General features: G+C 62.8%; 15 protein-coding genes. 5 read left to right on the top strand and 10 right to left on the bottom strand.

The genetic code is table 11. The features are described from left to right. Nucleotides 1-29: 29 nt before the first annotated feature. The 3 genes from dgcA to AC0ZZU_RS07745 form a co-directional block, all read right to left on the bottom strand. The gene (dgcA, locus tag AC0ZZU_RS07755) at nt 30-2,090 is read right to left on the bottom strand and encodes a dimethylglycine demethylation protein DgcA (RefSeq protein ID WP_476339919.1); all 2,061 of its coding nucleotides are present in this window, start codon (nt 2,088-2,090) and stop codon (nt 30-32) included. Between the two features lie 15 nt (nt 2,091-2,105). Continuing rightward, nucleotides 2,106-2,636: a DUF5943 domain-containing protein gene (locus AC0ZZU_RS07750; RefSeq protein ID WP_158461173.1), complete on the bottom strand. Its 531-nt coding sequence runs from the start codon at nt 2,634-2,636 to the stop codon at nt 2,106-2,108. A gap of 76 nt (nt 2,637-2,712) precedes the next feature. Next, a complete protein-coding gene (locus AC0ZZU_RS07745; protein WP_476339918.1) occupies nt 2,713-3,690 on the bottom strand; it encodes a dipeptidase in 978 nt (325 codons plus the stop codon). Nucleotides 3,691-3,973: 283 nt separating this feature from the next. On the opposite strand from AC0ZZU_RS07745, the gene AC0ZZU_RS07740 reads away from it, so the two are divergent. Then, a complete protein-coding gene (locus tag AC0ZZU_RS07740) occupies nt 3,974-4,375 on the top strand; it encodes a lysozyme inhibitor LprI family protein (protein WP_476339917.1) in 402 nt (133 codons plus the stop codon). A 272-nt stretch (nt 4,376-4,647) separates the two neighbouring features. Next, nucleotides 4,648-4,905 carry a hypothetical protein gene (locus AC0ZZU_RS07735; RefSeq protein WP_324120957.1) on the top strand — a complete coding sequence of 86 codons (258 nt, stop codon included), beginning with the start codon at nt 4,648-4,650 and terminating at the stop codon, nt 4,903-4,905. Between the two features lie 45 nt (nt 4,906-4,950). Here the strand turns inward: AC0ZZU_RS07735 and gbdR are convergent, their stop codons facing one another. Together gbdR and AC0ZZU_RS07725 are read right to left on the bottom strand one after the other, a co-directional pair. Further along, the gene (gene gbdR, locus AC0ZZU_RS07730; protein ID WP_476339916.1) at nt 4,951-6,057 is read right to left on the bottom strand and encodes a choline metabolism transcriptional regulator GbdR; all 1,107 of its coding nucleotides are present in this window, start codon (nt 6,055-6,057) and stop codon (nt 4,951-4,953) included. Nucleotides 6,058-6,438: 381 nt separating this feature from the next. Then, nucleotides 6,439-7,815, bottom strand: coding sequence for an L-serine ammonia-lyase (locus AC0ZZU_RS07725; protein WP_476339915.1), 1,377 nt, complete (start codon nt 7,813-7,815; stop codon nt 6,439-6,441). A gap of 441 nt (nt 7,816-8,256) precedes the next feature. Between AC0ZZU_RS07725 and AC0ZZU_RS07720 the strand changes: the two genes are divergently transcribed. The 3 genes from AC0ZZU_RS07720 (at nt 8,257) to choV (ending at nt 11,300) form a co-directional block, all read left to right on the top strand. Next, nucleotides 8,257-9,204 carry a choline ABC transporter substrate-binding protein gene (locus AC0ZZU_RS07720; RefSeq protein WP_476339914.1) on the top strand — a complete coding sequence of 316 codons (948 nt, stop codon included), beginning with the start codon at nt 8,257-8,259 and terminating at the stop codon, nt 9,202-9,204. Between the two features lie 72 nt (nt 9,205-9,276). Beyond that, nucleotides 9,277-10,125 carry a choline ABC transporter permease subunit gene (gene choW / locus AC0ZZU_RS07715; protein ID WP_476340039.1) on the top strand — a complete coding sequence of 283 codons (849 nt, stop codon included), beginning with the start codon at nt 9,277-9,279 and terminating at the stop codon, nt 10,123-10,125. Beyond that, nucleotides 10,122-11,300: a choline ABC transporter ATP-binding protein gene (gene choV, locus AC0ZZU_RS07710; protein ID WP_476339913.1), complete on the top strand. Its 1,179-nt coding sequence runs from the start codon at nt 10,122-10,124 to the stop codon at nt 11,298-11,300. The genes choW and choV overlap by 4 nt, the downstream gene beginning before the upstream one ends. A 34-nt stretch (nt 11,301-11,334) precedes the next feature. Here the strand turns inward: choV and hisF are convergent, their stop codons facing one another. The 5 genes from hisF to hisB are packed head-to-tail and all read right to left on the bottom strand — an operon-like array spanning nt 11,335 to nt 14,387. Then, nucleotides 11,335-12,105 carry an imidazole glycerol phosphate synthase subunit HisF gene (gene hisF, locus AC0ZZU_RS07705; protein WP_158461186.1) on the bottom strand — a complete coding sequence of 257 codons (771 nt, stop codon included), beginning with the start codon at nt 12,103-12,105 and terminating at the stop codon, nt 11,335-11,337. A gap of 10 nt (nt 12,106-12,115) precedes the next feature. Next, nucleotides 12,116-12,853, bottom strand: a complete 738-nt coding sequence (hisA, locus tag AC0ZZU_RS07700; RefSeq protein ID WP_158461188.1) for a 1-(5-phosphoribosyl)-5-[(5-phosphoribosylamino)methylideneamino]imidazole-4-carboxamide isomerase — start codon at nt 12,851-12,853, stop codon at nt 12,116-12,118. Between the two features lie 42 nt (nt 12,854-12,895). Continuing rightward, a complete protein-coding gene (locus tag AC0ZZU_RS07695) occupies nt 12,896-13,156 on the bottom strand; it encodes a DUF2164 domain-containing protein (protein ID WP_476339912.1) in 261 nt (86 codons plus the stop codon). Then, nucleotides 13,156-13,794 (bottom strand): imidazole glycerol phosphate synthase subunit HisH, encoded by a 639-nt coding sequence (gene hisH, locus AC0ZZU_RS07690; protein WP_476339911.1) that lies wholly within the window; start codon nt 13,792-13,794, stop codon nt 13,156-13,158. The genes AC0ZZU_RS07695 and hisH overlap by 1 nt, the downstream gene beginning before the upstream one ends. Then, nucleotides 13,794-14,387 (bottom strand): imidazoleglycerol-phosphate dehydratase HisB, encoded by a 594-nt coding sequence (gene hisB / locus AC0ZZU_RS07685; RefSeq protein ID WP_476339910.1) that lies wholly within the window; start codon nt 14,385-14,387, stop codon nt 13,794-13,796. The genes hisH and hisB overlap by 1 nt, the downstream gene beginning before the upstream one ends. Nucleotides 14,388-14,394 lie beyond the last annotated feature (7 nt).

The raw sequence follows: 14,394 nt of genomic DNA, 5'->3' as shown, positions 1-14,394 counted from the left end.
CCTCAAGGGCGGTGTTCATGCCTGTGCGATCAGAAATCCTTGCACAGACGCAAGGCGTCGTAGATCGCCGCATGGGTATTGCGCTGGGCCACGCAGTCGCCGATGCGGTACAGCAGGTAGCCTTCGCCCGGCTGGCTGAGGATCGGCTGCGGCTTGATGGCGAACAGCGCCTCCACATCGATCTGGCCCTTGTTGCGCGAACCTTCCTTGAGCGCGTAGTAGATCGCCTCGTCGGGACGCACACCGTTCTCGATCACCACCTGGTCGACCACGCGTTCTTCCTTGGCACCGGTGTATTCGTTTTCCAGCACCGCGACCAGCTTGTCGCCTTCGCGATAGACCTTTTCCAGCATCAGGTCGCCGGTCATGATCACTTCCTTGGGGTACATGCTGCGGTAGTAAGTAGGGAACGAGGTCCCGCCTATCGCAACGCCCGGCTTGATATCGTCGGTGACGATCTCGACCTGGCTGCCCTTGTCGGCGATGTAGTCGGCCACCGACATGCCGGTGAACTCGCAGATGGTGTCGTAGACGAGCACGTTCTTGCCCGGTGCGACCTTGCCGTCGAGCACGTCCCAGCTGCTGACCACCAGCCCTTCGGCGGCGCCCCAGTGCTCGTTCTGCTCGATGAAGGGATGCCCGCCCACCGCCAGCACGACCACATCGGGACGCAGGTCCATGATGGTGTCGGCATCTGCCGAGGTGCCCAGGCGCAGGTCGACCTTCAGGCGCGCCAGCTCCAGCTGGTACCAGCGGGTGATGCCGGCGATCTGGTCGCGCTGCGGAGCCTTGGAGGCCGTGGTGATCTGCCCGCCGATCTGTTCCTTTTTCTCGAACAGAGTCACGTCATGCCCACGCTCGGCGGCCACGCGCGCGGCCTCCATGCCGGCCGGACCTGCGCCGACCACCACCACCTTGCGCTTCACGCCGGTGGTCTTCTCGATGATGTGCGGCACGCCCATGTATTCACGGGAGGTCGCGGCGTTCTGGATGCACAGTACATCCAGGCCCTGGTATTGACGGTCGATGCAGTAGTTGGCGCCGACGCACTGCTTGATCTGGTCGACCTGGCCCATCTTGATCTTGGCGATCAGGTGCGGGTCGGCGATGTGCGCACGGGTCATGCCGACCATGTCCACATAGCCGCCTTCCAGAATGCGCTGGGCCTGGTTCGGGTCCTTGATGTTCTGCGCATGCAGCACCGGGACCTTGACCACTTCCTTGATACCGGCCGCCAGGTGCAGGAACGGCTCCGGCGGGTAGCTCATGTTCGGGATGACGTTGGCCAGGGTGTTGTGGGTGTCGCACCCGGAGCCGATCACGCCGAAGAAATCGAGCATGCCGGTGGCGTCGTAGTACTTGGCGATCTCCTTCATGTCCTCGTGGCTCAGGCCATCGGGGTGGAACTCGTCACCACAGATACGCATGCCCACGCAGAAATCGTCGCCGACCTCGGCGCGCACCGCCTTGAGCACTTCCATGCCGAACTTCATGCGGCCTTCGAAGCTGCCGCCCCATTCGTCGGTACGCTTGTTGACGCGCGGGCTCCAGAACTGGTCGATCATGTGCTGGTGCACGGCCGACAGCTCGATGCCGTCCAGGCCGCCTTCCTTGGCCCGGCGTGCAGCCTGGGCGTAGTTGCCGATGACTCGCCAGATCTCCTCGACCTCGATGGTCTTGCAGGTGGCACGGTGCACGGGTTCGCGGATGCCAGAAGGCGACATCAGGGTCGGCCAGTTGAAGCCGTCCCAGCGCGAGCGCCGGCCCATGTGGGTAATCTGGATCATGATCTTGGCGCCATGCTTGTGCATCGCGTCAGCCAGGTTCTGGAAGTGCGGGATGATACGGTCGGTCGACAGGTTGACCGATGCCCACCACTCTTGCGGGCTGTCGATGGCCACCACCGAGGAGCCGCCGCAGATCGCCAGGCCGATACCGCCCTTGGCCTTTTCCTCGTAGTACTTCACGTAGCGGTCGGTGGTCATGCCGCCGTCGGTGGCGTAGACCTCGGCGTGCGCGGTACTGAGCACGCGGTTACGGATGGTGAGTTTGCCGATCTGGATCGGCTGGAACATCGCTTCGAATGCCATGACGCGTACTCCGGCTTACTGCGGCTTGACGATGAACAGGCCGTCGTCGTGGCCTTCTTCCGAACCACCGTAGACCTGCTCGGCCACGGTACGGATCGAACTGCCACGGGCTGCCAGGATCTGGTCCATGGCACCGGCGAACCAGCCGGTGAACATGTAGTCGACCTTGCGCCCGACCTTGCCGTACACATACACGAACGCCGAGTGCTCGAGCTTGACGCTGGCGGTGCCCTTGTCGAGGTCGATGTCCTGGATCTTGAACAGGCCCCAGCCGCGCTGCGACAGGCGCTTCATGTAGTGCTCGAACACCGCGACGCCTTCCAGGCCGTGGCACTCGGCTTCTTTCTCGCACCAGTGCCAGGCCGATTTGTAGCCGGCCTTGTAGAGGATCTCGGCGTAGGCGTCGGCACCCAGCACTTCCTCGATGCCGATGTGGTTGTTGACGAAGAAGTGCCGCGGCACGTACAGCATCGGCAGGGCATCGGAGGTCCAGATACCGGTCTCGCTGTCGACTTCGATGGGCAATTGCGGGGCGATCTTAGCCATGGAAACTCAACTCCAGAATTATTTTGATTGATGGCCCCGGCACGATGGCGCGGGGCTGACAGGCTTGGAGAGCGGCTTATTCGCCCCACACATCCTTGAGAATGTTCACCCAGTTCTCGCCCATGATCTTGCGCACCACGCGTTCGCTGTGGCCGCGCTTGAGCAGCGTCTCGGTGAGGTTCGGGAACTCGCCCACGGTGCGGATGCCCAGTGGGTTGATGATCTTGCCGAAGCTGGTCAGGCGGCGGGCGTAGCCCTTGTCATGGGTCAGGTATTCGAAGAATTCCTGGCCATGGCCCTGGGTGAAGTCGGTGCCGATGCCGATGGAGTCCTCGCCGACCAGGTTCATGGTGTACTCGATGGCCTCGGCGTAGTCGTCGATGGTCGAGTCGATGCCCTTGGCCAGGAACGGCGCGAACATGGTCACGCCAACGAAGCCGCCGTGGTCGGCGATGAATTTCAGCTCTTCGTCGGACTTGTTGCGTGGGTGCTCCTTCAGGCCCAGCGGCAGGCAGTGGGAGTAGCACACCGGTTTTTTCGATTCGAGGATGACTTCCTCTGAGGTCTTGGAGCCGACGTGGGACAGGTCGCACATGACGCCGACGCGGTTCATTTCGGCGACGATCTCGCGACCGAAGCCCGACAACCCACCGTCACGCTCGTAGCAGCCGGTGCCCACCAGGTTCTGGGTGTTGTAGCACATCTGCACGATGCCCACGCCCAGCTGCTTGAACACATCGACGTAGGCGATCTGGTCCTCGAAGGCATGGGCGTTCTGGAAGCCGAAGAGGATGCCGGTCTTGCCCAGTTCCTTGGCCTTGCGGATGTCCGCGGTGGTGCGCACCGGCATCACCAGGTCGCTGTTCTCGCGGATCAGCTTCTGGCTGGCGGCGATCTGGTCGACAGTAGCCTTGAAGCCCTCCCATACCGACACCGTGCAATTGGCCGCAGTGAGGCCGCCCTTGCGCATGTCTTCGAACAGCTCGCGGTTCCACTTGGCGATGATCAGACCATCGATGACGATGCTGTCGGCGTGTAATTCGGCTGGGCTCATCAGGCTGTCCCCTTTTGTTGATCTGGACGCGCCGAACGTTGTGCCAGCGCTTTGGGGCCAGCATATGCCCCCGCGCCGGGGGGCCCAGATGCAAAAACGACAAGGGGCTTGCCGAAAGCGTCAAGGAGCGACACGGCACGCTCTGGCGCGGGTCCTGGCAATGAGAGCGAGTCTCGACAACGGCTTTTTCGGCGCCTTGATGACATTTTCGTCACATGGCTACCGCCCAGGGCGAGGCTGAGGGAGAATCGCCCGATTCGTCATCCGGACAAGGAGATTACCGATGAAATCAATGGCATGGCTGGCGCTGATGGCTGTGGCGCTTGGGGTTCACGCCGGCGAGGAAGAAAGCACGCCTTGCGACAACGTCGACACCGACCAGCAGAGCCAGGCTTGCGCTGCCTTCAGCCGCCAGACCGCCGAACGCGAGCTGGCTGCCGCGTTCGATGAGCTGGTGCAGCGGATTCGCGACCAGTACCCGGATGAAGGTGAGAAGGTGAATGACCTGACGGGGCGTCTGCAGGCTGCCGAGAAAATGTGGACCCAGTTGCGCGATGCCGACTGCAAGGTCGAGACCTATGCCGAGAAGACGGGGACCAAGGCGTTTGAAGCAGCCTGGAACCTGTGCGTGGCGCAGCGCAGCGATGACCGTTCCGAGTACCTGCAGTCCATAGGGCAGCAGTAGAGTCGGCGGCGTCCTTTTCGCGGGCAAAAAATAACCCCGGGAAGCCGTGAGCTACCGGGGCCAAGAGCGAGCAACATCCACTGGCGAGAGAAGGGTGACCAAACCCTGGAAGCTGTGAATGACTCCAGTTTGCAGGCTTCCCGGCCCGGGGATTTAGCCGAAAACGACGTGTTCTTAGCCAAAGCAGCCATGGCGGCATTCTGTTGTTGCGGGGGTTAGTGGTTGGTCACAGAATCGGCTGACGATCACGGCAGCAAACAAGGACTACAACCATGATGCATGCGGATTTGATTGATCAGGAAGACCTGGTGGGCCACCTGCGCGCCCTGGGCTTCGAGATGCCGGCCGGCGCCACCGCCGAGCAGGCTTGCGAGTGCGCCGTGCGCGGCCTGAGCGAGCCCCGGGCCAAGGCGTTGCGGGGGATGGTGGAGCAGATGTACGGCGGCAGCGCGACCATCTTGCCAGCCGTGCGCCAGGCGATCGACCAGCAGCTGCTGCCGGCGCTGGTGCAGTATATCAAGCGCGGCTGAAGCTGCCCTGGCGGGAGCGGCACGAGGCCGCTTCCGCACGGTTTCTCAAAGCCGTACGCTGGCGAATGTCGACTCGTTGCGCGCCTGGCTCAGCGACGCCAGCGGCCCGCTGTGCGGCGACAGCACCATGGCCTGCGGAATCGGCATCATTGCGACTTGCTGGGCAGTGTTGGAACCCACGCGCTCATCGCGCGGCGGAATGCCGAAGTACTCGCGGTAGCACTTGGAGAAGTGCGGGGTCGAGACAAAGCCGCACACCGATGCCACTTCGATGATCGACATCGGGGTCTGCTTGAGCAACTGCCGGGCGCGGATCAGGCGCAGCTTCAGGTAGTAGCGCGACGGCGAGCAATGCAGGTATTTCTGGAACAACCGCTCGAGCTGGCGCCGGGACACGGAGACGTACACCGCCAGCTCGTCCAGGTCGATCGGCTCTTCAAGGTTGGCTTCCATCAACGCAACGATTTCCTGCAGCTTCGGCTGGTTGGTGCCAAGCATGTGCTTGAGCGGCACGCGCTGGTGATCCTGCTCGTTGCGGATGCGCTCGTAGACAAACATTTCGGAGATTGCCGCCGACAGTTCGCGGCCATGATCACGGCTGATCAGGTGCAGCATCATGTCCAGTGGCGCGGTACCGCCGGAGCTGGTGAAGCGGTTGCGGTCCAGGGTGAACAGGCGCGTGCTCATGCTCACCCGCGGGAAGGCCTCTTGCATCGACGCCAGGCATTCCCAGTGCACGCTGCAATCGAACCCGTCGAGCAAGCCGGCGCATGCCAGCGCCCAGCTGCCGGTGCACACCGCGCCCAGGCGGCGCGACTGGCGCGCCTGGCTCTGCAGCCAGGTGACATGCTCACGGGTGACGGTGCGCTGGATACCCACGCCGCCACAGACAATGACCGTGTCTATCGGCGGTGAGCTGTGCATGGCCGCGTCGGGGGTGATCTGCAGGCCATCACTGGCCCAGACCTGGCCGCCATCGACGGTCAGGGTATGCCAGCGATACAGCTCGCGGCCCGACAACTGGTTGGCCATGCGCAGTGGCTCGACGGCCGACGCGAGGGAGATCAGGGTGAAGTTATCCAGCAGGAGAAACCCGATGGACTGGGGTGCTGTGCGGTTCTGGGACTGGGGCCCGGAGGTGTACGACGTCATCGCGGTTTCTCCTCACACAATGCAGGGTGTGCCTCAGGCGGGCACTGTTGTTGTCATGGCCCCGATTCGTATGCAGGGGCTTTGCCAATTTCGGAGCAATCGCCATGCCTGAAATTGAATGTCCGTCCAACTAAATCCAGAAACGACGCCGCAGGGCTGTTTTGTAGGACAATTGGTCTTAGCTTAGAAGCAATGTGAAACAAGCGTGCCAGGGCATCTGCACATCCGTGCTGAGCAAATCGGTATCACTTCTGGGAGGATGTCCAGAAACGACATCCATGAGTGTCACCGACAGCCGCAGTGTCGCACCGAGGACACTTTTGAAACCGACGCGCCATAAGTAGGCACGCCGGCCAGGAAGGGACTAAAACAGCGCAGCGATCAGCACTCGATCACGCTGACCGCGAGGCCGCCGCGCGAGGTTTCCTTGTACTTGTCGTGCATGTCGGCACCGGTATCACGCATGGTGCGGATCACCTGGTCGAGGGAGATGAAATGTTCGCCATCGCCGCGCAGGGCCATCTGCACGGCATTGATCGCCTTGACCGCGGCGATCGCGTTGCGCTCGATGCAGGGCACCTGCACCAGGCCGCCGACCGGATCGCAGGTCAGGCCCAGGTTGTGCTCAAGGCCGATTTCGGCGGCGTTTTCCAGTTGCTCGGGGGTAGCACCGAGAATTTCGGCCAGCCCAGCCGCCGCCATTGCGCAGGCCGAACCGACCTCGCCCTGGCAACCCACCTCGGCACCCGAGATGGACGCGTTCTTCTTGCACAGGATGCCGACCGCCGCCGCGCTGAGGAAAAAGTCCACCACGTGGTCCTCGGACACCTCGTCGCTGAAGCGCATGTAGTAGTGCAGCACTGCAGGGATGATTCCGGCGGCGCCATTGGTCGGCGCGGTAACCATGCGCCCGCCTGCGGCGTTTTCCTCGTTGACCGCCAGGGCGAACAGGTTGACCCACTCCATGGCGCTCAGGGTCGAGCCGATCACGTTGGGCTTGCCCAGCTCCTGCAGGCTGCGGTGCAACTTGGCCGCGCGGCGGCGCACGTTCAACCCCCCGGGCAGAATGCCCTCGTACTTGAGGCCGTTTTCGACGCACTCCTGCATCGCCTTCCAGAGCTTGAGCAGGCCGGCGCGGATTTCCTGCTCGCTGCGCCAGACCTTCTCGTTTTCCATCATCAATTGCGCCACGCGCAGGTCGTTTTTCTTGCACAGGCGCAGCAGCTCGGCGGCGCTGCTGAAATCGTAGGGCAGCACGGTGCTGTCGGCATCCAGCACGCCGCTCGCGGCCTGGGCGGCATCGACCACGAAGCCGCCGCCGACCGAGTAGTAGGTGTCGCTGTGCAGCGCGTCCTGCTCGCCAAAGGCGACCAAGGTCATGGCGTTGGGATGGTAGGGCAGGTTCTCTTCCAGCAGGAGCATGTCGCGGGTCCAGACGAAGTTCACCGGCAGGCGCCCATCGAGCAGCAACGTGTCGGTTTCCCACAGGTCCGCGATACGTGGCGTGATCAGTGAAGGGTCGATGGAGTCTGGCCATTCGCCCATCAGCCCCATGATCACGGCATTGTCGCTGCCATGGCCGACGCCGGTCGCGGAGAGCGAGCCGTACAGGCGCACCTCGATGCGCCGGACCTGCTCCAGCTCGCCCCGCTCGCGCAGTCCCTGGACAAAAAGGGCGGCGGCGCGCATGGGGCCGACGGTATGGGAACTGGAAGGCCCGACACCGATCTTGAACAGGTCGAACACGCTGATGGCCATTGTCAAATCACCTCTTGTTGGGCTTGTCGCCCCGCCTGCGGCGGGGGATGGCGCAACTGCTAGGCTAAAAAAGCAGTCCGCCGCGAATGCACGCATCATCGGGCTTTTGCCAGCGCACCCGACGTCTGCAACCGACGTACTTTTGTCCGCCTACGCCGCAGTCAAATGGCCCTCCCAGCGCCGTTTTCATGCAGCAGTGGGCCGCAAAAGCTGCTCCAGGCGGGTGGAAAAACCTGTATGCGACATCGCCTACGCTGGATGCGACCCGTCCTGTACTGGATACGACCCACCCCGTATGCGTTTGCCCAGCGCTGGTGGATGATCGAAAGCGACTCGATTGCACGGCCCCGATCCTGCTGCCCGGCAGGATCCGCCGACCGATGCATCTCATAAAGCACGGCGGCCCCGGGACATCCGAAAAAAAATCCAAGGAGTCCATCCATGAAAGGTTCACCCTCGCTGTTGCTGGCCGCACTCCTGAGTGCGCCGCTACTGGCTCAGGCTGCAGAACCCGAGCAGTGCCACACGGTCAATTTTTCAGACGTCGGTTGGACCGATATCACTGTGACCACCGCCGTGACCAGCGTTGTCCTCGAAGCACTCGGCTACAAGACCCGCACCACCATGATCTCGGTACCGGTGACGTACAAGTCGCTGGCCGACGGCAAGAACATGGACGTGTTCCTCGGCAACTGGATGCCGACCATGGAAAACGACATCAAGCAGTACCGCGATGCGGGAACCGTCGAGACCGTGCGCGCCAACCTGGAAAACGCCAAGTACACCCTCGCCGTGCCCCAGGCCTTGTACGACAAGGGCCTGAAAAGCTTCGCCGACATTCCCAGGTTCAAGAAGGAGCTCGACGGCAAGATCTACGGCATCGAGCCTGGCAACGACGGCAACCGCACCATCCAGAACATGATCGACAAGAACGCCTTTGGCCTCAAGGACGCGGGTTTCAAGATCGTCGAGTCCAGCGAGGCGGGGATGCTTTCGCAGGTCGACCGGGCGGCCCGTCGTGGGACCGATGTGGTGTTCCTCGGCTGGGAACCCCACCCGATGAACAAGCGCTTCAAGATACAGTACCTGTCCGGCGGCGATGACTTCTTCGGCCCGGACTTCGGCAAGGCGACTGTCCTGACCAACACCCGCAAGGGCTATGCCCAGGAGTGCAGCAACGTTGGCCAGTTGCTGAAAAACCTGTCGTTCACGCTGGACATGGAAAGCACCCTGATGGGCAACGTGCTGGACGACAAGATGAAACCCGATGCCGCCGCCGAGGCATGGCTCAAGAAGAACCCGCAGGTACTGGACACCTGGCTTGCCGGGGTAACGACCGTGGATGGCAAACCGGGGCTGGAGGCGGCCAAGGCCAAGTTGACGCAGTAGCCGCAAGCACGCGCCGGGGCAGGACCGTGCCCGCCCCGGGCTGACTTCAATCTTTGCAGGTGGAAGCTCGCTATCATGCTTATCGATCAAAAAATACCACTAGGCCAATACATTGCGGCCTTTGTCGACTGGTTGACGCAGAACGGCGCCGAGTACTTCGACGCTATCGCCCAAGGGCTGGAGTTCATGATTCATGCGGTGACCGGGGCGCTGACCTGGTTCAACCCGTTCGTGCTGACCGCCTTGATTGCCGCGCTCGCTCACTTCATCCAGCGCAAGTGGGCGCTGACAGCGTTCTGCGCCCTCTCCTTTCTACTGATCTACAACCTGGGCTACTGGCAGGAGACGATGGAAACCCTCGCCCAGGTGATGTTCGCAACCTTTGTCTGCGTGGCGATCGGCGTGCCGCTGGGCATCGTCGCCGCTCACAAGCCGATGTTCTATACCGCCATGCGCCCGGTGCTCGACCTGATGCAGACCGTGCCCACCTTCGTCTACCTGATCCCTACCCTGACCCTGTTCGGCCTGGGGGTGGTGCCGGGGCTGATCTCGACGGTGGTGTTCGCCATCGCCGCGCCGATCCGCCTGACGTACCTGGGTATCTGCGACGTGCCGCAAGAGCTGCTGGATGCCGGCAAGGCCTTCGGCTGCTCGCGCCGCCAGCTGCTGTCGCGTATCGAACTGCCGCACGCCATGCCGAGCATCGCCGCCGGCGTGACCCAATGCATCATGCTGTCACTGTCGATGGTGGTGATCGCCGCCCTGGTAGGCGCCGACGGCCTGGGCAAACCCGTGGTCAACGCACTGAACACCGCTGATATCGCCCTGGGCTTCGAAGCTGGCCTGGCGATCGTGCTGCTGGCGATCATGCTCGACCGTATCTGCAAGCAACCCGAAGTTCAGGTAAGGGGTGAAGCATGAGCATCATTCGCTTCGAAGACGTAGACGTCATCTTCTCCAACCGCCCACGCGAGGCCTTGAGCCTGCTCGACCAGGGCATGACCCGCGAGCAGATCCTGAAGAAGACCGGGCTGGTGGTGGGCGTTGAAAAAGCCAACCTGGACATCAACAAGGGCGAGATCTGCGTGCTGATGGGCCTGTCGGGCTCGGGCAAGTCGAGCCTGCTGCGCTGCATCAATGGCCTCAACACCGTCAGCCGCGGCAAGCTGCACGTGGAGCACGAAGGCGCGTACATCGACGTGGCCCATTGCACCCCGGCCGAGCTGAAGATGATGCGCACCAAGCGCATCGCCATGGTGTTCCAGAAGTTTGCCCTGATGCCGTGGCTGACCGTGCGCGAGAACATCAGCTTCGGCCTGGAAATGCAGGGGCGGCCTGAAAAGGAACGTCGCAAGCTAGTCGACGAGAAGCTTGAACTGGTAGGCCTGACCCAGTGGCGCAATAAAAAGCCCGACGAGCTTTCGGGCGGCATGCAGCAGCGCGTGGGCCTGGCCCGTGCGCTGGCGATGGACGCCGATATCCTGCTGATGGACGAACCCTTCTCGGCCCTCGACCCACTGATCCGCCAGGGCCTTCAGGACGAGCTGCTGGAGCTGCAGCGCAAGCTGAACAAGACCATCGTATTCGTCAGTCACGACCTGGACGAGGCTCTGAAGCTGGGAAGCCGCATCGCGATCATGAAGGACGGGCGGATCATCCAGTACAGCAAGCCCGAGGAGATCGTGCTCAATCCCGCCGACGAGTACGTACGTACGTTCGTCGCGCATACCAACCCGCTCAATGTCTTGTGCGGGCGAAGCCTGATGCGCACCCTGGACCAGTGCAAGCGTATCAACGGTTCCGTGTGCCTGGATCCGGGCGGTGATTCGTGGATCGATCTGGCTGAAGGCAACACCATCAAAGGTGCTCGCCAGGGCATCAACGGCCTGGACCTGCAGAACTGGGCGCCGGGGCAGGCCGTGGAAACCCTGGGCCGCAAGCCAACCCTGGTGAATGCCGACATCGGCATGCGCGATGCGCTGCAGATCAGGTATCAGACAGGGCACAAGCTGGTGTTGCAGGAAGGGAATTCAGTGGTGGGAATTCTGGGCGACAGCGAGCTGTATCACGCGTTGCTGGGCAAGAACCACGGGTGAGCCAGTGGGGGGCATTGCGCCCCCCGCTCTATTTTCAGCGGACCACGATACCGCGCTGCGCCATGTAGGCCTTGGCCTCTGGCACGGTGTATTCGCCGAAGTGGAAGATACTGGCCGCCAGCACAGCGCTGGCATGCCCTTCCAGGATACCGTCCGCCAGGTGCTGCAGGTTACCCACGCCGCCCGACGCGATCACCGGGATCCCCAGGGCATCACTGATCGCCCGGGTGACACCCAGGTCGAACCCATTCTTCATGCCATCCTGGTCCATGCTGGTGAGCAGGATCTCACCCGCGCCCAGGCCTTCCATTTTCCGCGCCCATTCCACGGCATCGAGGCCGGTCGGCTTGCGGCCACCGTGAGTGAAGATTTCCCAGCGCGGCTCTTCACCTGGCGCCGAGACTTTCTTCGCATCGATGGCGACCACGATGCACTGCGACCCGAAACGGTCGGCGGCTTCACCCACGAACTCCGGATTGAACACCGCGGCCGTGTTGATCGAGACCTTGTCGGCACCCGCGTTGAGCAGGTTGCGGATGTCTTGCACGGTACGCACGCCACCGCCCACGGTCAGCGGGATGAACACCTGGCTGGCCATGCGCTCGACGGTGTGCAGGGTGGTGTCACGGCCATCGACGCTGGCCGTGATGTCGAGGAAGGTGATCTCGTCGGCACCCTGCTCGTCATAGCGCCGGGCGATTTCCACCGGGTCGCCAGCGTCGCGGATGTTCTCGAACTTGACGCCCTTGACCACCCGGCCGTTGTCCACGTCCAGGCAAGGGATGATGCGTTTTGCCAGCGCCATGCGAGTGTCCTCAGCCTTTGTAGGTATCGCAGAAGGCCTGGGCCTCGGCGACGTCCAGGGTGCCTTCGTAGATCGCCCGGCCGGTGATTGCACCGACGATGCCAGGCGCCTTGGCATCCAGCAGGGCCTTGATGTCACCCAGGTTGTGGATGCCGCCGGAGGCGATCACCGGGATGCGCGTAGCTTCGGCCAGGGCCTTGGTGAAGGGCACGTTGCAGCCTTGCATCATGCCGTCCTTGGCGATGTCGGTGTAGACGATCGCCGAGACGCCATCGGCCTCGAAGCGCTTGGCCAGGTCAATGACCTGCACCGAGCTGACTTCAGCCCAGCCATCGGTGGCGACGAAGCCGTCCTTGGCATCCAGGCCAACGATGACCTTGCCGGGGAACGCACGGCAGGCTTCGGCAACGAACTCCGGCTCCTTCACCGCCTTGGTGCCGATGATCACGTAGCTGACGCCAGCCTTGACGTAGTGCTCGATGGTCTCGAGCGAGCGGATACCGCCACCGATCTGGATCGGCAGGGTGGGATAGCGCTTGGCGATGGCGGTGACCACTTCGCCGTTGACCGGCTGGCCTTCGAAGGCGCCGTTGAGGTCGACCAGGTGCAGGCGGCGGCAGCCTCCCTCGACCCACTTGGCGGCCATGCTCACCGGGTCATCGGAAAATACCGTGGAATCTTCCATGCGGCCTTGGCGCAGGCGCACGCAGGCACCGTCCTTGAGATCGATAGCGGGGATAATCAGCATCTTCTGAACCTGTCTAATCGGTAAGCTGCGATGCTCGGGAAGTCAGGGCTTCTCGAGCGCCCACAGGTCGCTTTCGATGCTCTCGAACCGCTCCTTGAGGTGCAGCTGAACATCGGAAATCGCCCTGTTGTAGTAATGCGGTGCAATGTCCTTGCTGAACACATCGAGCACCTCGGCCACCTCGAACGAGCCCAGTTGCAGCTCGAAGCGGTCTTCGAGAAACCGCTTCAAGGTATCGAGCGCCTCGCGCTCCTGCTCGGGGGCCAGCGTGATGACGGGGGCCTTGGTCCTCGACCGGCTCATCACCAGCGCCCGTCCCAGGCGATGAAGTTCTGCAGCAATTGCAGGCCATGGGCATGGCTCTTCTCAGGGTGGAACTGCACCGCGAAACGCGAGCCCTCGGCCAATGCCGCCGCGAAGTCGACGCCATAGTGACCGCGCCCGACTACCTGGCCCGGCTTGCCGGCATTGATGTAGTAGCTGTGCACGAAGTAGAAACGCGCGCGGTCGGGGATGTCGTGCCACAGCGGGTGGTCGACGGCGCGGGCGACTTCGTTCCAGCCCATGTGCGGCACCTTGAGGTGCTCACCGTCTTCCCTGAGATCCTTGCCGAAGAACTTCACCTGGCCAGGAAACAGGCCGATGCAATCGACACCGTCGTTTTCCTCGCTGTGGTCCAGCAGCGCCTGCATGCCTACGCAGATGCCGAGGAACGGACGGTCCTGGCTGACCTCGCGCACCAGGCTATCGAAGCCCAGGCGGCGGATTTCGGCCATGCAGTCGCGGATCGCGCCCACCCCGGGAAACACCACGCGGTCAGCCTCGCGGATGACGGACGCGTCGCTGGTCACCAGCACATTGCCGGCGCCCACGTGCTCCAGGGCCTTGGCGACCGAGTGCAGGTTGCCCATGCCGTAATCGATGACGGCTACCGTCTGCATTACAGGCAACCCTTGGTCGAAGGCATCTGCCCGGCCATGCGCTCGTCGCGCTCGACGGCCATGCGCAGGGCGCGGCCGAAGGCCTTGAACACCGTCTCGATCTGGTGGTGGGTGTTGTGCCCGCGCAGGTTGTCGATGTGCAGGGACACCAGGGCATGGTTGACGAAGCCCTGGAAGAATTCCTGGAACAGGTCGACATCGAAGCCGCCGACCGAGGCGCGGGTATAGGGCACGTGCATCTGCAGGCCGGGACGGCCGGAGAAGTCGATGACCACGCGCGACAGCGCTTCGTCCAGCGGGACGTAGGCGTGGCCGTAGCGGAAGATGCCCTTCTTGTCGCCGATGGCCTGGGCGAATGCCTGGCCAAGGGTGATACCGACGTCTTCGACGGTATGGTGATCGTCGATGTGCAGGTCGCCCTTGCACTCGATGTCCAGATCGATGAGCCCGTGCCGGGCGATCTGGTCGAGCATGTGTTCGAGGAAAGGAACACCGATATCAAATCGGGCCTTGCCAGTGCCATCCAGGTTGATCGAGGCCTTGACCTGGGTTTCCAGGGTATTGCGCTCGACGGAAGCCTTACGTTCGACCATCACGAGC

Source organism: Pseudomonas sp. JE3303 (genome assembly GCF_056312565.1).
This window is presented reverse-complemented; position numbering and strand designations above follow the sequence as displayed.